Raw genomic sequence first — 21595 nt, 5'->3', positions numbered from 1 at the left:
GTCAGTCTCGTTGGTTCGAATTGGGGTGCTTACGCTTGACGACGCACGTGCAAACTCAGGCGGCGCGCGACGAATCCGCAGCCGCGTTCCGTCCTTGCGGGATCTCGTCATTCGCCATCAGCTTGGCGAGATCGAAGATCACGACGAATTTTTCGCCCTTGCGGCCGATACCGGCGGCATAGTCGGACTGCCATTTACCGCCGACTTCGGGGATGGGCTCGATCGCCTGCTCGTCGATGTCGGTGACCTCGAACACGCAATCGGCGACGAAGCCGACGCCGACCAGACGGTCCTTCATCGGCACGTCGAGGATGATGATGCGGGTCGCCTCGGTGGCCTCCACGGCCGGCAGGCCGAGCTTGGTCCTGAGATCGACGATCGGATAGCCGGCACCGCGCACGTCAATCATGCCGAGCAGGAAGTTCGGCGCGTGCGGAAGGCGCGAGATCGGCCGCATGTCCAGGATCTCACGAACATTGCGGATGCTGATGCCGAACGTCTCGCCGGCGAGCCCGAGCGTCAGATATTGCGAGGTTGCGGCCATGTTGCAGTCCAGGGATCCCAGGGTTGGCGAATGAGTGCGGCCCGGCACGAGGCCGGACCGTCTTGATCAGCGTTGGAACTCGGCGTCGCGGTCGTCTTCGCCGTCATTCATGTCGAAGGCGAAGCCGCCACCGCCGCCGGCGACCTTCATCGCGCGGGCGGGCTTGCGGGCGGGCGCAGGCTTCTTCGCGCCGCGATCCGCGGCCGCCATGTGGGCGGCCTTGGCGCGAAGCTGGGTGACGGCGCGATCGATCGGCGCCGGCGCCGCGCTTTCGCCGCGGCCCGCATGCTCGATACGGAAGAACGAGATGGTGGACTGGAGCTGCTCGGCCTGCGAGGCAAGCTCCTCCGAGGTCGAGGACACCTGCTCGGAGGCGCTGGCGTTCTGCTGGCCGACCTTGTCGAGTTGCTGGATCGCCTGGTTGATCTGGGCCGAGCCGACGTCTTGCTCGCGACAGGCCGCGGTGATCTCCTGGACCAGCTCGGCGGTCTTCTTGATGTCGGGCACGAGCTTGGACAGCATGTCGCCGGCTTCCTGCGCGACCTTCACCGTCTCGGTCGACAGCGTGCCGATGTCGGCGGCTGCCGCCTGGCTGCGTTCGGCGAGCTTGCGCACTTCGGAGGCAACCACCGCAAAGCCTTTGCCATGCTCGCCAGCGCGCGCGGCTTCGACCGCGGCGTTGAGCGCGAGCAGATCGGTCTGGCGCGCGATCTCCTGCACGATGGTGATCTTCTCGGCGATGGTCTGCATCGCCTGGACGGCACGGCCAACGGCAACGCCGCTGGCCTCGGCGTCCTGGGCCGATCGCGCGGCGATCTTCTCGGTCTGGTTGGCGTTGTCGGCGTTCTGCTTCACGTTCGACGCCATCTCCTCCATCGAGGAGGAGGCTTCCTCGGCGGACGAGGCCTGCTCGGTCGCGCCCTGCGAGAGCTGCTCGGCACTGGCGGAGAGCTCCTGGCTGCCGGCGGAGACGTTGCTGGCCGCGGTAAGAGCCTCCTCGACCACCTGACGAAGCTTTTCCACCATCATGTTCAGAGATTTCACGAGATCGCCGATCTCGTCATTGCTGGAGACGTTGATCGTCTGGCTGAGGTCGCCGTTCGCCACCGCACCGGCAAGGGCGACCGCGCGGCCGAGACCGCGGGAAATGCTGATGGAAATCCAGATCGCAGCGGCGAGGCCGACCACGAGCGATGCGAGCACGGCCGAGACCAGGATTACATGGGCGCGGTTGCCGTCCTCATGGGCCTGGGCGGCCTGGTCGTTCATGTTCTTCTTGACGTTGGCGACGTAGACGCCAGCGGCTTCCATGGCCTCACCGACCGCCTTGCGGACGTCGGTCTGGGAGCGTTCGGCAGCCTTCGTCTTGTCGGTCCGGGCGACCTTGAGCGCCTCGTCCTGAACCGCGTTCATCCGCGCATAGGCGGCGCCGAAATTCTCGATCAGCTTCTTGCCTTCGGGGGAGGCCGCGGTCTGGATCTCTTCCTTCAGCTTCGAGAGCGTCTCGCGCTGCTTGGCGATCTCGGCGAGGAAGCGATCCATTTCGCCTTCAGGGGCCATGATGAGGTTCTTCTCGGCGCGAACCTGAAGCAGGATACCCTTCTCGATTTCGGCCGCACGGTCCATCCGACCGGCACGCGACACCAGGCTGTCGGCCGTGTCGATCATCTCGCTCAGCTTCACATAAGCGAGGCCGCCCGCCGCCATCGAGAGCAACAAGACGACGCCGAATGCACTGGCAAGCTTTGCCTTGACCGTAAATCTCATCTTCAGCCCCTACCGATCTCGCCCCGAGACCTCATTTCAATTCAGGATGCGTTCCATGTTGGGAACGATGACGAACTCTTCACGCCACTTCGCGATGAAGCGAATGAACTCCGGCTTCCAGTGCATGCCGACGCGCGGCGTCTGCTGCACGTCGGTCTGCGAAATCTCCGTGACCTCGTAGACCTTGTCGGCGGTGACGCCGACCAGCACCGGTTCGCCGTCGAGCTGCAGCTCGATGACGACGATGCGGGTGTCGGCGGAGTCGTCGAGCTGCGGCATGCCGAAGCGGATGCGTAGATCGGCGAGCGGAATGACGTTGCCGCGCACGTTGATGACGCTGGGAACGAAAGCGCGCGCCCCCGCCACCTTGGTGACGGGGACGGGATCAATGATCTCGCGGACGAGGCCCGCATCGAGCGCGAACTTCTCCTCGCCGAGCCCGATCATCACGACCTGCATCGCGTCGGCCTGATGCTCGCCGGTCAAACCCTCGTTCATCACGCCGCCTCGCTGATGTGCTGCTTCTCGACCTTCGACTGCGCCAGCGTGACGAGCTGCGCGACGTCGAGGATCAGCGCCGCCGTGCCGTCACCCAGGATCGTCGCGCCGGAGAAGATCGTGACGTCGGAATGCAGCTTCGAGAGCGACTTGATCACGGTCTGGTGGTTGCCGATGATCTGGTCGGCGACGAGGCCCACATGGGTCTCGCCGGTCGAGATGATGATCGTCTTCTGGTGCCGATCAGGCGTGCCCGACGACGACATGATCTCACGCAGGCGGAGGAAAGGCACGAGATTGCCGCGCACGTTGAGGAAGTTGCGGCCGCGCGAGCGTTCGTCCTCGGCGGTCAGCTCGATGCATTCCTCCACGGCCGACAGCGGAATGATGTAGCGGCCTTCGCCGACGCGGATCAGCAGGCCCTCGATGATCGCCAGCGTCAGCGGCAGGCGCAATGTCACCGTGGTGCCCTGACCCGGCCGCGTCGACAGGTCGATCGTGCCGCGCATGTTCTCGATGGTGCGCTTGACCACGTCCATGCCGACGCCGCGGCCCGACAGCGCCGAGATGGTCTGTGCGGTCGAGAAACCCGGATGGAACAGGAACTGATGGATCTCGTGATCGGTCAGTACGGCACCGGCGGCAATCAGGCCCTGCTCTTCCGCCTTGGCACGGATGCGCGCGGTATTGAGGCCGCCGCCATTGTCCCTGACAGTGACGAGCACCTGCGCGCCGGAATGAACGGCGGCGAGCTCGATGCGGCCCTGCTCGGTCTTGCCGTTGGCCGCGCGGGTCGCGTTGTCCTCGATGCCGTGGTCGATGGCGTTGCGGATCAAATGCACCAGCGGATCGGCCAGGCATTCGATCATGGTCTTGTCGAGCTCGGTGTCCTCGCCCGTGGTGACGAAATCGACCGGCTTGGACAGATCGCGCGACAGGTCATGCACGAGGCGGCGGAAGCGGCCGAACAGCGAGCCGATCGGCACCATGCGCGCGCCCATCGTGGTGTCGCGCAGGGAGGACGCGAGGCGTTCGATTTCCTCGGCGATCATCTTGATCGAGAGGTCGGAGCCGGAGGCCGCGAGCTGGGTCAGGCGCGCCTGGGCAATGACGAGCTCGCCGACACGGTCCATCAATTCGTCGAGGCGTTCGGCCTGGACGCGGACGGTGGCGATGCCGCGGTCCTGCTTGGCATCCTCGCGGCGCGCGGGCGCAGCTTCACGCTTCGGTTCGGGCGCGACTTCGGCCTTGGGTTCTGCCCTTGCAACCGGCTGCTCGGCCACGGGCGCAGCAACGGGAGCCGGAGCAGCCTCAACCGCCGGCGCGGGCATCTCGGCCAGGGGAGCCGGCTCCTCGTCGAGGAGATTGAGCAGCGGCAGCGGCGCGGGCGCTTCGACATGCTCCAGCGGCGAGAGCGTCAGCTTCATCTCGTCCGAGACGAACATGAAGACGTCGTCGATCGCATCCTTGCCGCAGGCCGCATGCAGCTTGACGTCCCACTTCAGATAGCAGTCTTCCGGCTCCATCTCGTCGAGGAACGGGATGCCGTCGGTGACGGGGACGACGAAGCAGGGACCGAGCTTGCAGAGGTCTTCCAGCAGGTCGAGCGGGTTCGAGCCGTTGCGCAGGATGTGGGATTCGAATTCCAGATAGAGGTGCCAGCCGGCCTGCTTGCTCTCGACCGGGGCCAGCGGCGGCGCCGCCGCCGCGATCTCGGCCACCGGAGCAGCGGCCTGGTCGGGAAACACGAAGCGCTTGAGGTCGTCGAGGATGGCTTCGCCGATGATGTCGTCGGTCGACTGCGGGTCCTCGATCAGCGCGCGGATATAGTCCTTGGCCGCGAGCGCGACCGAGATCAGCTCCTGGGTCGGCTTGATTTCGCCCTTGCGGACGCGATCGAACGCAGTCTCGAATTCGTGGGTGAAGGAGGCGACCTTGTCGAAACCGAACATGGCGCCCGAGCCCTTGATCGTATGCAGGGCGCGGAAGGCGGAATCGACCAGCTCGCGGTCGTCGGGACGCTGGCCGAGATCGAGCAGGGCCCCTTCCAGGACCTCGAACAGCTCGCTGGCTTCCTGGCGAAAGACCTCGGTTGGGTCCATCGCGCTCATGCGCGCACCAGCTTGCCAACGACGGCGAGCAGCTGCTCGGGCTTGAAGGGCTTCGTGATCCAGCCGGTGGCGCCGGCGCTCTTGGCTTCCTGCTTCACCGCATCGTTGGATTCGGTGGTCAGGAACACGATGGGCATGCCGACCGCGCTCGGCAGCTTGCGCAGTGCCCGGATCAGCTCCAGCCCGTTCATGACAGGCATATTAAGGTCGGTGATGACGAGATCGAGCTTGCCGGCCTGCGCCTTGGCGAGACCTTGCGCGCCATCGCCGGCCTCGATCACGTTGTGACCGGCCGGCTCGAGCACGACCTTGATCATCTGGCGGATGCTGGGCGAATCGTCGACCGTGAGAATCGTGGCCATCAGGTGCCATCTTTCTTTTGCGGGAAGTGCTGATCGATCATCGCATCGCTGGCGAAGCCGGCGCGGCGAAGGGTGTTGCGCAGAGACTGGGAGAACGATGTGAGCACCACCGGGCGGCCTTGGGCCTCGCCCGTCTTGGCAGTCGACAGCAGAAGCTGGATCGAGGTCACGTCGGCCTTGTCGACGCTCGAGCAATCGATCTCGAGCCGGTCCTGCCGGCCGAAAGCTTCGCGGATCAGGTCATAGACACCGCGGATCGCAGCAATGCTGCAATCTGCAGGCAGCCGTAGGGACCACTTCGGCTCAGTGACATCAGACGACATTCGTCCCCCAAAAATTCCGGGGAGCCGCTGCACGTATGACGCGAATCCCGCAAGACGACTATTCGGGACGGAGAGTGTTCAAACCCCTAATGGAGATCACCGTACAACTACGGGTCACAAAGCCTAGAACTTCGCGCATGCATGCAAGCGTGCATGGCCCGCTCAATTCTCATGCGCTGTGCGCAGTCTTGAGTCAGTTCGTTGCAGCTCAAACGTTTGCTTCGCGTTAAATCGCAAACGCTATTCGTGAAGGTCATGCCTCGCCATCCGAACGAGTCCGGCCGCCGATGCTGACCCAAGCGCTTCTGGTTGATGACAGCCGCTCTGTCCTCAACTTCCTGAAACGTCATATCGAAGCGGAAGGCCTGGTGGAGGCCACCGCTTTCCTCGATCCGGTCGAGGCGCTGGCCTGCGCGCGCGAACGCGTCTTCGATCTCGTGCTGGTCGACTACGAGATGCCGCACATGGACGGCATCAGCTTCATCCGCGCCTTCCGCACCCTGCCCGGCTGCGCCGACGTCCCGATCGCGATGATCACATCGCGACAGACCGATGACGTGAAGATGGAAGCGCTGCAGGCCGGTGCAACCGATTTCTTACCGAAACAGCCACAGAGCGTGGAGATGACGGTGCGCCTGCGCAATCTGGTGCGCCTTGGTGCAGCCGTACGCAAGCAGAACGACCGCGCCGCCGATCTCGCAAGCGCCGTGGCCGCCGCGACCCAGAAGCTCGGGGAGCGCGAGGAGGAGATCATCCTGCGGCTCGCGCTCGCCGTCGAGTATCGCGACAACGACACCGGCGAGCACACGCTGCGGGTCGCCCGCTATAGCCGCATCATCGCCGAGCAGCTTGGCCTGCCGGCCCGGCTCTGCCGCGACATCTATCTCGCCGCGCCCCTGCACGACGTCGGCAAGGTCGCCATTCCCGACAACATCCTGCTCAAGCCCGGCAAGCTGACCGACGACGAGATGGCGGTGATCCGCACCCATGCGACGATCGGCGAAAAGATCCTGGCGGACTCGAGCTGCGAGCTGATCCAGCTCGGCGCGCAAATTGCCGCAGGCCATCACGAGCGCTGGGACGGTGCCGGCTATCCCAACGGCCTCAAGGCCGACGAGATTCCGGTCGCCGCGCGCGTGGTCGCGGTCGCCGACGTCTTCGACGCCCTGACGACGCGGCGCCCGTATAAAGAGCCGATGCCGCTCGAAATCGCCCGCAGCTATCTGGTCGAGCACCAGGGCCGGCAATTTGACCCGGCCTGCGTCGAGGCCTTCCTGTCGCGCTGGGACGAGGTCGTGGAGATCGCCGCCGGGCAGCAGACGACGCCATACCAGAAGACCGAAGCCGCGCTCGTTCCCTTTATAGAGAGTGCAGTGGAGAGCCGTCCCGTCGAGGACCGTTCGCCCGAAGCCGTCCCGGCCGCCTGATATTAGCCATCCCGCCAACAGCTTGCCGCGGCTCCGTTTTCTCGGGTCGCCGGGTTGAACCTGTTCCTGCTAAAGTGGCACCAATAATAAAGAGTGATTCTGATCACACTTGCCTGGGCGCTCCGCTGCTAAGCATCGAACCAGGACGGGGCAATACATCGGTCGAACTGGATGAGAACTCCCATGAAAAGCCTGATCGGCGCCGCTGTCGGCGCGCTCTGCCTTGCGGCCCCCGCTTTGGCGGAGACCCCGGCCGCGATCGTCGAGGACGTCCAGGGCAAGGTCGACGGCATCGCGTTCATGGACTACGTGGCGCCGGGCAAGATCATCAAGCTCGGGCCCAAGGCCAGCATCACGCTCAGCTACCTCAAATCCTGCCAGCGCGAGACCATCAGCGAAGGCGTCGTCCTGGTCGGCGCCGAGCAGAGCACCGTGCAGCTCGGCGAGGTCAAGCGGGAGAAGGTGCCCTGCGACACCAACGCGGCAAAGCTGTCGGAGCGCGAGGCCAACCAGAGCGCCGCCACCACCTTCCGCACCATGCGCTCGGACGCTAAGGGCGCCGCGCCGGCCAAGCTGCCGACGCTCTACGGCGTCTCGCCGCTGGTGCAGGCCAAGAGCGGCAGCACGCTGGTGATCGAGCGCACCGACGGCAAGGAGCCGACGATCACCGTGCCGCTCAAGACCGAGACCATGGTCAGCGGCAAATTCTATGACTTCGCCAAGGCCGGCAAGTCGCTGACCCCGGGCGGCAGCTATCTCGCCATCCTCGGCGCCAAGCGCTACGCCTTCCAGGTCGACGCCAGCGCCACGTCATCGCCGACGCCGATCGTCGGCCGGCTGCTGCGGCTCGAATAGGCAGCCTAGCGACGGGGCGATGCGGCGGATCGGTGGACGGGACATCGTAGCGGCGGTCCTGATTGCGCTCCTCGCGGGCGCGGTGTTCACGTCGCCTCCGCTTCAGACGCTGCAAGGCCTGTCGCTCGACATCCTCACGGCACTGCGCAGCAAGATCGCGCCCGACCGCCGCGATCCCGCGACATCGCCGGTCGTCGTCGTCGCGATCGACGGGGAGACGTACGAGACCCCGCCCTTCAGAGGATCGCCGACGCAGACCTGGACGCGCGAGCTCGGCCGGGTGCTCGGAAACATCACCGAGGGCGGCGCCAAGGTGATCGGCTACGACGTCATCTTTCCGAGCTCGATTGAGCGGTCGGAAATTCCCTTCGGCGATGCGCCGTTCGGCAGCCGCTTGAAGGGATTTGACCGGGACTATCTCATTGCCCTCCGAAGACTCTCCGACGGCGGCAAGCTGGTGCTCGGCGAGCGACTGAGCAACGACCATCCAGAGCGGCCCGATCGCGCCCAGCAACTGGCGGTGAGAGCCAATATCCGCGCCCTCAACGTTCACACCGACCCCGACGATGTGATCCGGCGGATGCCGCTGAGTTTTTCCATTGATGGGAAGCCGGTTCCGGCGATGGCGTTCGAGCTTGCCTCGCGCGCGCTCGGCGCAACGGCGGAGACGGCGCCATCCGGCAAGACGACGTTGGCTGGCTATGCCATCCCGAGCGCGGTGCCGAACACGCTGACGCTCAACTTCCGCAGCATGGGCCGGGATGTTCCGAGCTATTCCTTTGCCGATTTGCACGCCTGCGTCGAAAAGGGCGACACCGACTTCTTCCGCCGCGCCTTCGACGGCAAGGTCGTGTTGCTCGGCAGCATTCTCACCTTCGACGATCGCAAGCTCACGTCGATGCGCCTGTCGGGTGGATATGACGGCACACCGGGCCCGCGATGCGCCCTGCCCGCGCCGGCGAACTCCGGCCAACAAGCCCGTAGCGAGATCGCCGGTGTCTTCGTTCACGCCACGGTCGTGCGAAATCTGCTCGAGCATGATGCCATCACCGAGCTCGGCTTCCCGCTGCGAACGATCCTGACAATTGCGTTCGCGGCGATCGTTGCCGCTGCCGCCTGCCTGATCGCTCCGACCGGTGCGGCGATCACCTGGCTTGGGCTCACCGTCGCCTACGCTGCGGTCGCCGTCGGCACATTCACGCATGCCATTGCGCTGCCCCTGACCGAGCCCGTGCTCGCAGGCCTCGCAGCGCTCGCGCTTATGATCGGCTACCGCTTCGTGATCGCCGACCGTGAGGAGCGCTTCCTGCGCAAGAGCTTTGCCTTCTATCTCGCGCCCGAAGTGATCGACAGCATGGTCACCTCGGGCAAGATGCCCGCGCTCGGCGGCGAGATGCGCAACGTCACCATGTTCTTCTCCGACCTCAGCGGCTTCTCCTCGATCGCGGAGACGATGACGCCGGGCGAGCTGGTGACGCTGATGAACGAATATCTCTCGGCCATGACCGACATCATCGAAGGCCATGGCGGCTATGTCGACAAATATATCGGCGATTCCATCGTCGCCATGTTCGGTGCGCCGGCCGACGATCCCGCACACGCGCGCAACGCCGTCCACGCCGCGCTGAAGTGCCACGAGAAGCTCGCGGAGCTCAACGCTCACAATCCCGCCTTCGCCGGCCACGGGCTGTCGCACCGCATCGGCCTCAACAGCGGCGAAGCCGTGGTCGGCAATATCGGCTCGCGCCGCCGCTTCAACTACACCGTGATGAGCGACACCGTGAACGTCGCCTCGCGGCTCGAGGGCGCCAACAAATATTACGGCACCTCGATCATGGCGTCGGAAACGACCATGGCGCAAAGCGGCGACGTCTTCGCCTGGCGCGAGCTCGACGCGATCAGGGTGATGGGTCGCGGCGAGGCGATCAAGGTGTTCGAGCCGCTGGCGGAGAAGGGCGCGGAGAGCGCCGGGCAGGCGAAGGTCGCCGCGGCGTATGCGGAAGGGCTCGCCTGTTGGCGGGCAAGCGAGTTTACGAAGGCGGCTGACGCGTTCGGACAGATGGCGGAGACCGATCCGGCATCGGCGCTGTTCGCCAAGCGCGCGAAGGCCTTCACCGCAAATCCGCCGCCGACGGACTGGACGCCGGTCAATACGCTGGAAGGGAAGTAGCTCTCTTCCCCTCTCAAAGCGAGGCTGCCGCTAGAACGGCAATCCCACATAATTCTCCGCGAGCAGCCGCTGTGCCGTCTCGGACGAGAGCAGATAGTCCAGCTCCGTCTGCTGGAGCCGGTCCTCATAGTCGAGCCGGTCGGGGAAGCGATGCAGCAGCATCGTCATCCACCACGAAAAGCGCTGCGCCTTCCAGATCCGCGCCAAAGCCTTGGCGGAATATCCCGCAAGGCCGGAATCGTCGCCGCGCTGATAATGCGCGAGCATGGCGTGGTAGAGATAGTAGATGTCGGAGGCGGCGCTGTTCAGCCCGCGCGCGCCGGTCGGCGGCACGATGTGGGCGGCATCGCCGGCGAGGAACAGGCGGCCATAGCTCATCGGTTCGGCGACGAAGCTGCGCAATGGCGCGATGCTCTTTTCAATCGACGGCCCCGTGATCAGGCGGCCGGCGACCTCGTCCGGCAGACGGTGCTTCAGCTCGGCCCAGAACGCATCGTCGCTCCAGTCCTCGACCTTGTCGGTCAATGGCACCTGGATGTAGTAGCGGCTCAACACTTGCGAGCGCAGCGAACACAGCGCAAAACCGCGCTCGTGCTTCACATAGATCAGCTCGGGCGATACCGGCTTGGTGCGCGACAGCACCCCCAACCAGCCGAACGGATAGACCTTCTCGTATTCGCGCAGCACGTCCTTCGGGATCGACCTGCGGCTGACGCCGTGAAAGCCGTCGGCGCCGACGATGTAGTCGCAATCGATGCGAACGATCTCGTCGTTCGACCGGTAGGTCACGTAAGGTTGGTCCGATGTCAGATCGTGCGGCGTGACGTCCTCGGCATTGTGCACGACCTTGCCGCCAAGCCGGTCGCGCGCCTCGTAGAGATCGCGCGTCAGCTCGGTCTGGCCATAGACCAGGACCGAATTGCCGCCGGAATGCTTGTGCAGGTCGATGTGGGAGAGCATGCCGTCATGGGCGATCTCGAATCCGCCATGGATCTCGCCCTCGCGGTCCATCCGCTCGCCGCATTGCGCCTCGCGCATCAGCTTTGCAAAGCCGTGCTCCAGCACGCCGGCGCGGATCCGCGCCAGCACGTGGTCGCGGCTGTATTTCTCCAGCACGACCGTGTCGATGCCCTTCAGGTGCAGCAACTGGGACAACAGCAGCCCCGATGGCCCACCGCCGATGATGCAGACCTGAACTTTCATTTTCGCGTCCTCCCGTCGGCACTTTTTTGCAGATTCAGCCCTGCGAACCGATGGAGGCTTTCGCCTTTGTCTTGTACTATTCGAACATGAGAAGCGCAGCGGCCGCCCCGGCGATCCGGGTCTACAATCTGTTCGGCGAGTCCGGCGATCTGCCCGACGTCGTGCATTGCGAGACGATTGCGTCCCGCTCGGTGCTGCATGACTGGACGCTGGCCGTGCATCGCCATGCCCGGCTGCATCAGGTGCTGCTGATCGAGCGCGGCGGCGGCGAAGCGACGCTCGACGGGCGCCTGGTGCCGCTCAAGCCGATGCAGATCGTCAACGTGCCGGTCGGCCACGTCCACGGCTTCCGCTTCGAGCCCGATACGCAAGGCTGGGTGCTGACCATCGCCGCCGAAATCCTGGACGAGGCCCTGCTCGCGGCCGAAGGCCTGCGCGGAGCCCTGTCGCGATCGGCCGTGGTGCGCGGTACACCGCAGATCCGCACCACCATGAAGCAAATCTTTGCCGAGCACGCCGCGCGTGAGTTCGGCCGCGCCCATGTGCTCCGCGCCCTGTCGTCGGCCATGATCGGGCTCGTGGCACGCGCGCTCACCGGCGAGAGCGGCGGCAATGGCACGGTGGAAAGCGGGCTGTTCCGCCGCTTCGAGGCGCTGCTGGAGCAGCATCATCTGGAACGCTGGAGTGTTGCGGATTACGCCAAGGCGCTGTCGATCACGCCGACCCATCTCAATCGGATCACGCGGGCGGCGACCGGCGACACCGCCTCGCACCTGATCCTCAACCGCCTGATCCGCGAGGCGCGGCGCAATCTCGTCTATACCAATCTGCCGGTCTCGACGATCGCCTATGCCCTCGGCTTCGAGGACCCCGCCTATTTCAGCCGCGTCTATGCCGCGGCCACGGGACTATCGCCGCGCGACTTTCGCGCACGGCTGCATGGCGATGAAAGGTGACACATCGACGAGAGACCAGGCGCGGCGATGCTTGGAGGCTACGCCGCACGTCGCATGGCCTCCGTCGCCGGCGCGACCACTTACCTTCGTATATGGCCTCCTATCCTTTGGATAGAGGCCCTTTACCTCTGTACAATTGAGTGGGGAATGCGCGCGCCTTAGTGTGGCTGCGTTCGGCGCCCTGGCGCTGGTGGCATGGAACCTCCCTAACCTTGGCGCAAGACGGCCGCCCCTGTCAGGTCGTCTGCGCTGCTTTTTCAGCAAGCCATCGGCGCTTCAATGTTTTCCGGCCGACACGCCGCGCTTGGTGGCTGGACCGGGCAGCTTTCGCGCGGGACTGGAGATTTGTGCAGAATGTCTTCGCTTCAGAAGATCGCACTCTTTATCGATGGCTCCAACCTCTATGCCACCTCCAAGGCGCTCGGCTTCGACATCGACTACAAGCGTCTGCTCGGCGAATTTCAAAGCCGAGGCGTGCTGTTGCGCGCCTTCTACTACACCACCGTCATCGAGGATCAGGAGTATTCGTCAATCCGCCCGTTGATCGATTGGCTCGACTATAACGGCTACACCGTCGTCACCAAGTTCGCCAAGGAGTTCGTCGACGCCACCACCGGCCGCCGCAAGGTGAAGGGCAGCATGGATGTCGACCTCGCGGTGAGTGCGATGGAGCTCGCCGAGCACGTCGATCAGATCGTGTTGTTCTCGGGCGATGGGAATTTCCGTTCGCTGGTGGAAGCCCTGCAACGCCGCGGTGTCCGCGTGACGGTCGTCTCCACGCTCTCCACTCAGCCTCCCATGGTCGCCGACGATCTGCGCCGACAGGCGGACATATTCATTGATTTGGCCGAACTGAAACCAAAAGTGGGGCGCGATCCGGTCGAGCGGCCGGGATCGCGCGAGATGCGTCAGTTACCGCAATTCCTCGCGCGCGGAACGATCCATCGCGACGACCGGGTGGAGTGATCCTGCGGGACGGCCGCCGGCCTCTCAGACGTCGAAGAACACGGTCTCCTCGGGCCCCTGCAGATTGATCGTGAAGGAATACACGACCTTGCCGGCGCGCTCGCCGCGTGTGGCGATCAGCGTCTTGCGGCGCACCGCCGGCTCGACCAGATTGAGCACGGGATCGGCGGCGTTCGCGGCTTCTTCATCGGAGAAATAGAGCCGCGTGTTGAGACCGATATTGATGCCGCGCGCGACGATCCAGACATTGACGTGCGGCGCGCATCTGCGGCCGGTCTTGTCGGTGACGGCACCGGGCTTGATGGTCTCGAAGGTGACGAGGCCGCTGTCGAAATCCGAGCCCCCGCGGCCCCAGCCGCGAAAGTCCTCGTCCGGCGCGCCGGCCGAGCGATCGGCTGGGTGGTTGTAGCGGCCGCTCGCATTGGCCTGCCAGATCTCGAGCAGCACATCGCGCAGCGGCGAGCCGCTGCCGTCGAGCACCTTTCCCTCCAGCGTGATGCGTTCGCCTTGCGTGTTCGGCGTCACCAGCACGTTTGAAAAATTCTTCTCGAAGATGTCGAAGCCCGCCATGGCCGGGATCAGGCCGATATGGACGTAGGGCCCGGCGGTCTGCGAGGCGGTTTCCTTGAGATAGTTGAGCGGCTGCGGCATGAGCTTCAGTTCCCCGCGGTGCGATTTTCAAAATAGGTCGAACGCTGGCCGCGCAGCACGATGTCGAAGCGGTAGGCGAGCGAGTCGAACGGCGTCGATGCATTGAGATCGAGCGGCGCAACCAGGCGATCCAGCGCGTCCTTGTCCGGGATCGTGGTCAGGATCGGGCAGACCGGGATCAGCGGATCCCCCTCGAAATACATCTGCGTGATCAGGCGCTGCGCAAAGCCCGAGCCGAACACCGAGAAGTGGATATGGGCGGGGCGCCAGCTGTTGACGTAGTTGCGCCAGGGATAAGGGCCCGGCTTCACGGTACGGAAATAGTAGTAGCCGGTGTCGTCGGTCAGCGCGCGTCCGCAACCGCCGAAATTGGGATCGATCGGCGCCAGATACGTATCCTTCTTGTGCCGGTAGCGGCCGCCGGCATTGGCCTGCCAGAACTCGACCAGCGTGTTCGGCACGCCGCGGCCGGTCTCGTCCAGCACCCGGCCGTGGACGATGATGCGTTCGCCGACGGGATCGCCGTCCTTGGCGTAGTTGCGGATCAGATCGTTGTCGAGCGGGCCGAGATCGTTGTGGCCGAACACCGGACCCGTGATTTCGGAAACCGAATTCTCCAGCGACAGCAGCGCCTGCCGCGGCGAGCGCAGCACCGAGGATTTGTAGCCGGGCGCATGCGCCGGCGGATGGATGGAGCGGTCGCGCTGGAAGAAGCCGCCGTCGCCGAGCGGCGGCGTCAACGGCTCGGGGCGATTGAGGCGGGGATCCTGCAGGACTGGCGCCTGGGCATTCATCGTGTCTCTCCCTGGGGCGCCCGGGTCGGGGCGCGCGCTTATCGGGAGATCATGGGCCGGCCTATTCCACAGATAAATAGATCGATTATAATATATTGCATGAAGGAAATCGATCATTTGGCCCTCGACGGCCATGCTCTCGAACTGTTCCTGGCCGTGCTGGAGGAAGGCTCGGTGACGGCGGCGGCGACGCGGCTCGGCCTGACGCAGTCGGCCGTGAGCCACGGGCTGAACAAGCTGCGGCGCATCGCCGGCGATCCGCTGTTCGCGAAGTCCGGCCGCGGCATCGTCGCCACCGCGCATGCGCAGGCCCTTGCAACGAAGGCGCGCGCCCTGATCGACGAGATGCGCAGCTTTGCCGGCGGCGTCAGCTTCGTGCCGGAGCAGGCCCAGCTCTCGTTGACCATCGCCGCCAACGACTTCCAGCGCGACCTGCTGTTGCCGCGTTTCTTCGGCCATGTCGCCGGACAGGTGAAGAGCCTGAACCTGCGGGTGATCCCCTCGCAATCGCCTTCGCCCGCGATGCTGCGGGAGAACCGCTGCGATCTCCTGGTCACGCCGCTGCCGCCGTCCGGTGTCGACATCGTGCAGAAGCGCCTGCTGCAGGATCATTACGTCTGCTACTACGACGCCAAGGCGCGCGCCGCGCCGTCCGGCCGCGCCGCCTATCTTGCCGCGCGTCACATCACGGTCGTCTACACCGACAATGAGCGGCTCGACTTCGATCGCCGGCTGGCGGCGAACGGATTTCACCGCGACATCGCGATCTCGGTTCCGAGCTTCTCCGGCGTGCCGTCGTTCCTGCGCGGCTCGCAGATGCTCGCGAGCATGCCGAGCCTGCTGGCCTCCGGCGTGATGGGAGGATTCGCACATGAGCGAATTCCGCTGGCTTCGCGCACGCGGACGCTGGCCGAACTGCCGATGTTCATGGTCTGGCACCAGCGCTATCAGAAAGATCCTGCCCATCGCTGGATCAGGAACCAGCTCGAGGCTGTCGCGACGACGGCGGCGCGCGGCTGAACGCATCGACTGCGTCCGATCGGCCACACCGGAGTCCGGAAATACGTCACCGAGCTCGATGACCACGCACGGCCCGCGCGTCACGCTGACCGGACAGTTCGACGCGATGGAGGGCGTGCCGGATCGCGCACCTCCACGTTCGGGACTGCCAACCGGCGATGCCCTGCCCCGCCCGAAACCCACTGGTTGCGCGAGGGCCGCCACGCTAGAATTCGGCCATGACAGTGACCGATATTGCGAGCCGGACCTACAATCACAGCTGGCGGCTGGACCCCATCATCCGCAGCCTGCTTGATACCGACTTCTACAAGCTATTGATGTTGCAGATGATTCGGGAGGACTACCCGAGTCAGCAGGTGACCTTCTCGGTCATCAACCGCTCGCGCCATGTGCGGCTCGCCGAGATCATCGACGAGGCCGAGCTGCGCGCCCAACTCGACCACGCCCGCACCATTCGCTTCGGCAAGAAAGAGCTGATCTGGCTGGCCGGTAATACCTTCTACGGCAAGACCCACATGTTCTCGGCGGATTTCATCCGCTGGCTGGCCGAATTCCGGCTGCCCGAATACGAGCTGCGCAAGGTCGAAGGCCAGTACGAACTTCACTTCCACGGTCCGTGGACCCACACCACGATGTGGGAAATCCCGGCGCTCGCCATCCTCAACGAGCTGCGCTCGCGCGCGGCGATGAAGGGCCGCGGCCGCTTCGAGCTCGACGTGCTCTATGCCCGCGCCAAGGCCAAGCTGTGGACCAAGGTCGAGCGGCTGCGCAAGCTGGAGAATTTGCGGCTCTCCGATTTCGGCACCCGCCGCCGCCACGGCTTCCTCTGGCAGCGCTGGTGCGTCGAGGCCGTGAAGGAAGGCCTCGGCTCCTCCTTCATCGGCACCTCAAACGTGCTGCTCGCGATGGACAACGATCTCGAAGCCATCGGCACCAACGCGCATGAGCTGCCGATGGTCGCCGCCGCGCTCGCCAAGGACGACGAGGAATTGCGCTGGGCGCCCTATCGCATACTCGACCAGTGGCGCCAGACTTATGGCGGCAACCTCCTGATCGCGCTGCCTGATGCCTTCGGCACGAAAGCCTTCCTGCGCGATGCGCCGGAATGGGTCGCCGATTGGACCGGCTTCCGCCCCGACAGCGCGCCGCCGATCCAGGCCGGCGAGGAGATCGTCGCCTGGTGGGAGAAGAAGGGCCGCAACCCTAAAGACAAGCTGCTCGTGTTCTCCGACGCGATGGACGTCGGCTCGATCGAGGAGACCTATCACCACTTCTCTGGCCGGGTGCGGCTCTCCTTCGGCTGGGGCACCAACCTCACCAACGATTTCGTCGGCTGCCCGCCCGACGGCTCGTTCAACCTCGATCCGATCTCGCTGGTCTGCAAGGTGTCGTCGGTGGACGGCCATCCTGCGGTCAAGCTCTCCGACAATCCGGAAAAGGCCACGGGCCTGCCCTCGGAGATCGAGCGTTATCTTCGCGTGTTCGGCGACGCCGGCCGCGTGCGCAAGCCGGTGCTGGTCTAGCGCCGGCGCCATGCCCCTTCATCGCTTGAACTGCGCGCGAAGAGCGCGCGGCGCGATCGCTTGCCATCTGGATCTGCGGTATTTTCATCAATCTGCGCGCGTCCGCTTCACGACGCCTTCACCCTGCGCCGCAGGGCACTGCATTTTTCAGGTCGAGTTAAGCAACCTTCTCCGCTACTTGACGTTGCAGCCGCAACGCTCCGCTGGGGTCGTTGATCGATTTGGGGAACGCAGGGTGTTTCGCAGAACAGCGTCTTCGACGAAGGAACGCAGCTTCCTTCATGTCATCAAGCTCGTCTCGCCGTTCGTCATGGTCGTCGTGCTTCAGGCCGCGATCGCGGGATTCAGCCTCGAGGTCATGTCGTCGGTCCGCGCCTATGTCGCGGGCGAGGCGCTATGGTCGCGCTCGCAGAAGAACGCCGTCTATTTCCTCAACCTCTATCTGCATTCGGGCGACAAGAGCCAGTTCGCGCAATACCAGGCCTCGCTCGCCGTTCCCATCGGCGACGAGTTCGCACGCTGGGCGCTCGAAGGGGATACGGTCGACGTCGAGGCCGCCCGCATCGGCTTCCTGCAAGGTGGCAATCATCCCGACGATGTTCCGGGATTGATCTGGCTGTTTCGCTATTTCAACCGCGTCAGCTTCCTGCAGGAAGCAATCCACGAATGGGCTGCCACCGATCCCATGCTGCTGGAGCTGAGCGTATTCGGCGAGGTGATCCGGTCCGAGCTGGAGAAGAGCCCGGTTCAGGACAGCGGCCGCCTCCGATTCCTGTCATCGCGGCTTTCGGAGCTCAATGCCCAGTTCACGGTGCATGCCAACCGCTTCTCCACGGTCCTCGGCGAGGGCTCCCGTGCCATCAAGGTCACGCTGACCTGCATCAACATCGCCACCGCAGCGACCCTGATCCTGCTGCTGATCTGGCACACGCGGCGACTGGTGCTGCAACGGCAGGCATTCGAAGATGCCTTGCATGACGAGAAGGAGCGTCTCGCCTGGCAGGCATCGCACGACTGGCTGACCGGCCTTGCCAACCGCCGCGCTTTCGAGGCACGACTGCAAAGCGAGCTGGACGACAATGCGACGGGTTCGCTGGGCCTGATCCTGCTCGACCTCGACCAGTTCAAGAACGTCAACGACAGCTGCGGCCATCTTGCCGGCGACCGCCTGCTCTGCCAGGTCTCCAGCCTGCTCCAACAGGACCGGCGACCGCATGATCTGGTGGCCCGGCTCGGCGGCGACGAGTTCGGCCTGATCCTGCCGCAGTGCTCGCCCGCGAACGCCGTCGAGATCGCCGAGCGGCTGCGGCGCTCGCTCGAGCTATTTAGCTTTGCCTGGGACGAACGCCTGTTCGCGGTGACCGCCAGCATCGGCGTCACCTGCATCGCCGACCGCAACACCACGCTCGAGGACGCGATGCGGCGCGCGGATGCCGCCTGCTATCGCGCCAAGGAAAAGGGCCGCAACCGGGTCCAGGTCGACACCGCAGGAGCGGACGTCGTCCTCGTCGCCGGCCGGCGGCGCGAAATCGCCGCGGCGCAAGGCTGGTAGCGATCCGCACGCGCGTGTCGCTCGGTGCGGCGGGATGACGCAGTTGTGACGGAGCAGCCACATTGCTCCGCAAAGGCTGCGTGTTTCGCAATCCGCCACATGGCTTTGCGCGTTGCTCCAAGAAGGCCAGCACCTCCCCCGCTAATCATGGCACCGGCCCAACGTCGCGGCCCGAATCCCTTCGGGCGGCTCGTCACAGGAGTCTACAGGTGCTTTGGAATGGTTTGCTGTCGCCGCCACATCTCCGCCGCGCACAGACGTATCGGCGACATGCGCTTCTCCTGAGCACCGCGATCGGCGCTTTTGGCACGGGTGGTGCGCTGCCGTGGCTCAGCACGTCGGCGGAAGCGGCTTGCGTGATCACCGGGAGCGGAGCGCAGCTCGGACTCCAGTCCGGAGACTCCATAACCTGCACCGGCGCGGCGAACACCACGGTTCAGACCAACCCCGCGGTCAGCAACGTCACGGTCAATATCGGCAGCGGCACCTCGACATCCCTGGATGGTGCCGCCCTTCCCGGCGTGCTGTTCGACACCGCGTCGAATAGCAAGGTCAATGTCCTCAACAACGCGGCGATCACCTCCGACAATTCGGGCATTCTCGTCTCCGGCGGCAGCAACAACAGCGTGACCGTCGCGGCCGGAGCGAGCATCGGTACAACGAGCCAGGGTTCGATTGCGATCGTTGTCGATGGTTCTAGCAACAACACCGTCGTCATCGGAGGCACTGCTGGAAATCTGACCTCCGGCACGACGGGTCTCGGTATCACCAACGCATCGGGCAACAACCAGGTCGGCATCCTGTCGGGCGGCGTGGTCCAGGCGAATAACACCAACGCCGTCAATCTCAACGGCGCGGGCGACGGAAACGTCATCACCAATGCCGGCACGATCTCGAGCGCTTCGAACTATGCGATCTCCGGCTCGGCGAGCCAGGACACCATCATCAATTCCGGCACGATCAGCGGCAATTACTTCGGCCGAGCCGTCGATCTCAAGGACGGCAACGATGTCTTCGAATTGCGGGCGGGATCGAGCATCACGGGCTGGGTTCAGGGCGGCAACGGTGCGGACACGCTGCGCCTGGGCGGAACCGTCAACGCGGCGTTCGATCTCAGCAAATTCGGTGCGTCCGCTCAGTTCCGGGAATTCGAGGCACTGGAAAAGACCGGCAGCTCCATCTGGACGATGAATGGCTCGACGACTGACATCGCGACCATGAACGTCCTGGCCGGCGGCCTCCAGGTCAACGGTTCGATGCCCAACATCGCAACGACGGTCAGCGGCGGCATCCTGAGCGGCAACGGCGCCGTCGGCAAATTGACGGTGTTGTCAGGCGCCACGGTCATGCCCGGCAATCTCGGCAAGCTGACGAGCTCCGGCAATGTCACGTTCAACGCCGGCTCGACCTACGCGATATCGGTCACCGCGTCAGGACAGGCCGAGAAGATCCTCGCGGTCAGCGCGACGCTGAACGGCGGCACCGTCGCCGTCAGCACGATCGCCGGCACCTACAATCCCTCGACGAAATACACCATCCTCAGCACGACGACGGGCGTCACCGGCAGCTTCTCGGGCGTGACCGTCAGCGGATACAATCCGCAGCTCTTCGCGTCCTCCCTCAGCTATGACGGGCTTAGCGTCTTTCTGACGCTCAACTACAACAACAGCGCCTTCGCCTCCATCGCCCAGACGCAGAACCAGAAGGAAGTGGCCGGCGCGCTGAGCGCGTTCGGTCCCAACCTGCCTTTCCTGTCGTCCTTCGCAGGACAGAGCGACGCGCAGCTTCGTTACAATCTCGACCAGCTCTCGGGCGAAGCAGCCACCGGCGCACAGCAGGGCGCGTTCCAGTTCACCAGCCAGTTTCTCGGCCTGATGCTCGATCCGTTCGTCAGTTGTCGCGGTGGTGTCAGCGGAGGCCCAGGCGACGCAGCGCTCGGCTTCAGCCCCGAGCGCACCGCGCTGCCGGAAGATATTGCTCTCGCCTACAACAAGGTGATGGGGGCGCCGGTGACGAAAGCGCCGGCCTTTGCACAGCGCTGGTCGGCCTGGGGTACGGCATTCGGCGGCACCAACCGCACCGGCGGTGATCCCGTCGTGATCGGCAGCCATGATTTGAGCGCGCGCACCGGCGGCGTCGCCGCCGGCGCCGACTATCATCTCAGCCGCGATGCACTGATCGGCTTCGCACTCTCGGGCGGCGGCACCAAATGGGATCTCGCGCAGGCGATCGGCGGCGGCAAGAGCGATGCGATGCAGTTCGGCGTCTACACCGCGGTGCGTACCGGTCCGGCCTATTTCGCCGCTTCGCTCGCCGTGGCCAATCACTGGATGTCGACTGATCGCCTCGCGCCGTTCGGCAACCAGCTCACTGCGAAGTTCGAGGCCCAGACCGTCGGTGGCCGTATCGAGGGCGGCTATCGCTTCGCAACGCCAGCCGGCGGCATCACGCCTTACGCGGCGGCACAGGCGCAGGCTTTCCGCACGCCCACTTACACCGAAGCTGATGTCACCGGCGGTGGCTTCGGCCTGACCTATCGGGGCCGCACCGCCAGCAGCACGCGGGGCGAACTCGGCGCGCGCTTCGACCGCGCGACGCTGGTCACGCCGACTTCGGTCCTCACGTTGCGAAGCCGCGCGGCCTGGGCGCATGATTGGGTGAGCGATCCAACGCTGGTTGCCGCATTCCAGGCGTTGCCTCTGACGAGCTTCATCGTCAACGGCGCGACGCCGGCAAAAGACGCCGCACTCGCATCGGCCGGCGCCGAGCTGAGATTCTCGAACGGCGTTGCCCTTTCAGCCAAGTTCGACGGCGAGTTCGCGCCGCGCAGCACCACCTATACCGGCACCGCGAGCCTGCGATATCAGTGGTAG

18 protein-coding genes are annotated in these 21595 nt (G+C 64.9%); 9 read left to right on the top strand and 9 right to left on the bottom strand.

Translation table 11 applies throughout. The features are described 5' to 3' along the window. Positions 1 to 55 precede the first annotated feature (55 nt). The 6 genes from VGR99_RS08640 to VGR99_RS08615 all read right to left on the bottom strand — a co-directional run bounded on the left by VGR99_RS08640 (position 56) and on the right by VGR99_RS08615 (position 5605). Positions 56 to 544, bottom strand: a complete 489-nt coding sequence (locus tag VGR99_RS08640) for a chemotaxis protein CheW (RefSeq protein ID WP_326897920.1) — start codon at positions 542 to 544, stop codon at positions 56 to 58. Between the two features lie 66 nt (positions 545 to 610). Then, complete coding sequence (locus VGR99_RS08635; RefSeq protein ID WP_326897919.1) at positions 611 to 2311, bottom strand: methyl-accepting chemotaxis protein; 1701 nt, start codon at positions 2309 to 2311, stop codon at positions 611 to 613. Between the two features lie 36 nt (positions 2312 to 2347). Further along, the gene (locus VGR99_RS08630) at positions 2348 to 2809 is read right to left on the bottom strand and encodes a chemotaxis protein CheW (protein WP_326897918.1); all 462 of its coding nucleotides are present in this window, start codon (positions 2807 to 2809) and stop codon (positions 2348 to 2350) included. After that, entirely contained in the window at positions 2809 to 4920 is a 2112-nt protein-coding gene (locus VGR99_RS08625; protein WP_326897917.1) for a chemotaxis protein CheA, read from the bottom strand. The genes VGR99_RS08630 and VGR99_RS08625 overlap by 1 nt, the downstream gene beginning before the upstream one ends. Continuing rightward, a complete protein-coding gene (locus VGR99_RS08620) occupies positions 4917 to 5282 on the bottom strand; it encodes a response regulator (RefSeq protein ID WP_027562191.1) in 366 nt (121 codons plus the stop codon). Before VGR99_RS08620 ends, VGR99_RS08625 begins: the two co-directional genes overlap by 4 nt. Continuing rightward, positions 5282 to 5605 (bottom strand): STAS domain-containing protein, encoded by a 324-nt coding sequence (locus VGR99_RS08615; RefSeq protein ID WP_326897973.1) that lies wholly within the window; start codon positions 5603 to 5605, stop codon positions 5282 to 5284. The genes VGR99_RS08620 and VGR99_RS08615 overlap by 1 nt, the downstream gene beginning before the upstream one ends. A gap of 287 nt (positions 5606 to 5892) precedes the next feature. On the opposite strand from VGR99_RS08615, the gene VGR99_RS08610 reads away from it, so the two are divergent. From VGR99_RS08610 to VGR99_RS08600, 3 genes are all read left to right on the top strand, one after another. Next, positions 5893 to 7032, top strand: a complete 1140-nt coding sequence (locus tag VGR99_RS08610) for an HD domain-containing phosphohydrolase (RefSeq protein WP_326897916.1) — start codon at positions 5893 to 5895, stop codon at positions 7030 to 7032. A gap of 183 nt (positions 7033 to 7215) precedes the next feature. Further along, entirely contained in the window at positions 7216 to 7887 is a 672-nt protein-coding gene (locus VGR99_RS08605) for a hypothetical protein (protein ID WP_326897915.1), read from the top strand. Between the two features lie 19 nt (positions 7888 to 7906). After that, entirely contained in the window at positions 7907 to 10057 is a 2151-nt protein-coding gene (locus tag VGR99_RS08600; RefSeq protein ID WP_326897914.1) for an adenylate/guanylate cyclase domain-containing protein, read from the top strand. A gap of 30 nt (positions 10058 to 10087) precedes the next feature. On the opposite strand, the gene pobA is transcribed toward VGR99_RS08600, so the two are convergent. Further along, complete coding sequence (pobA, locus tag VGR99_RS08595) at positions 10088 to 11260, bottom strand: 4-hydroxybenzoate 3-monooxygenase (protein ID WP_326897913.1); 1173 nt, start codon at positions 11258 to 11260, stop codon at positions 10088 to 10090. A 50-nt stretch (positions 11261 to 11310) separates the two neighbouring features. Here pobA and VGR99_RS08590 point away from each other — a divergent pair, with 50 nt between their 5' ends. Then, positions 11311 to 12216: a helix-turn-helix domain-containing protein gene (locus VGR99_RS08590; RefSeq protein WP_326897912.1), complete on the top strand. Its 906-nt coding sequence runs from the start codon at positions 11311 to 11313 to the stop codon at positions 12214 to 12216. A gap of 354 nt (positions 12217 to 12570) precedes the next feature. Then, positions 12571 to 13182: an NYN domain-containing protein gene (locus VGR99_RS08585; protein WP_326897911.1), complete on the top strand. Its 612-nt coding sequence runs from the start codon at positions 12571 to 12573 to the stop codon at positions 13180 to 13182. 24 nt (positions 13183 to 13206) lie between these two features. Here VGR99_RS08585 and pcaG read toward each other — a convergent pair whose 3' ends face one another. After that, positions 13207 to 13833, bottom strand: a complete 627-nt coding sequence (pcaG, locus tag VGR99_RS08580; protein ID WP_326897910.1) for a protocatechuate 3,4-dioxygenase subunit alpha — start codon at positions 13831 to 13833, stop codon at positions 13207 to 13209. A gap of 5 nt (positions 13834 to 13838) precedes the next feature. Beyond that, on the bottom strand, positions 13839 to 14627 hold the full coding sequence (gene pcaH, locus VGR99_RS08575; RefSeq protein ID WP_326897909.1) for a protocatechuate 3,4-dioxygenase subunit beta: 789 nt from the start codon (positions 14625 to 14627) through the stop codon (positions 13839 to 13841). Positions 14628 to 14726: 99 nt separating this feature from the next. Between pcaH and VGR99_RS08570 the strand changes: the two genes are divergently transcribed. The 4 genes from VGR99_RS08570 to VGR99_RS08555 all read left to right on the top strand — a co-directional run bounded on the left by VGR99_RS08570 (position 14727) and on the right by VGR99_RS08555 (position 21595). Next, a complete protein-coding gene (locus VGR99_RS08570; RefSeq protein ID WP_326897908.1) occupies positions 14727 to 15647 on the top strand; it encodes a LysR family transcriptional regulator in 921 nt (306 codons plus the stop codon). A 218-nt stretch (positions 15648 to 15865) separates the two neighbouring features. Then, a complete protein-coding gene (pncB, locus tag VGR99_RS08565) occupies positions 15866 to 17170 on the top strand; it encodes a nicotinate phosphoribosyltransferase (RefSeq protein WP_326897907.1) in 1305 nt (434 codons plus the stop codon). Positions 17171 to 17405: 235 nt separating this feature from the next. After that, the gene (locus VGR99_RS08560; RefSeq protein ID WP_326897906.1) at positions 17406 to 18722 is read left to right on the top strand and encodes a GGDEF domain-containing protein; all 1317 of its coding nucleotides are present in this window, start codon (positions 17406 to 17408) and stop codon (positions 18720 to 18722) included. 209 nt (positions 18723 to 18931) lie between these two features. After that, the gene (locus VGR99_RS08555; protein ID WP_326897905.1) at positions 18932 to 21595 is read left to right on the top strand and encodes an autotransporter outer membrane beta-barrel domain-containing protein; all 2664 of its coding nucleotides are present in this window, start codon (positions 18932 to 18934) and stop codon (positions 21593 to 21595) included.

It is taken from the genome of Bradyrhizobium sp. (genome assembly GCF_035935975.1).
Lineage (GTDB): Bacteria > Pseudomonadota > Alphaproteobacteria > Rhizobiales > Xanthobacteraceae > Bradyrhizobium.
Note: the sequence above shows the minus strand (reverse complement) of the source record. Positions and strands in the feature narration are given on the sequence as shown.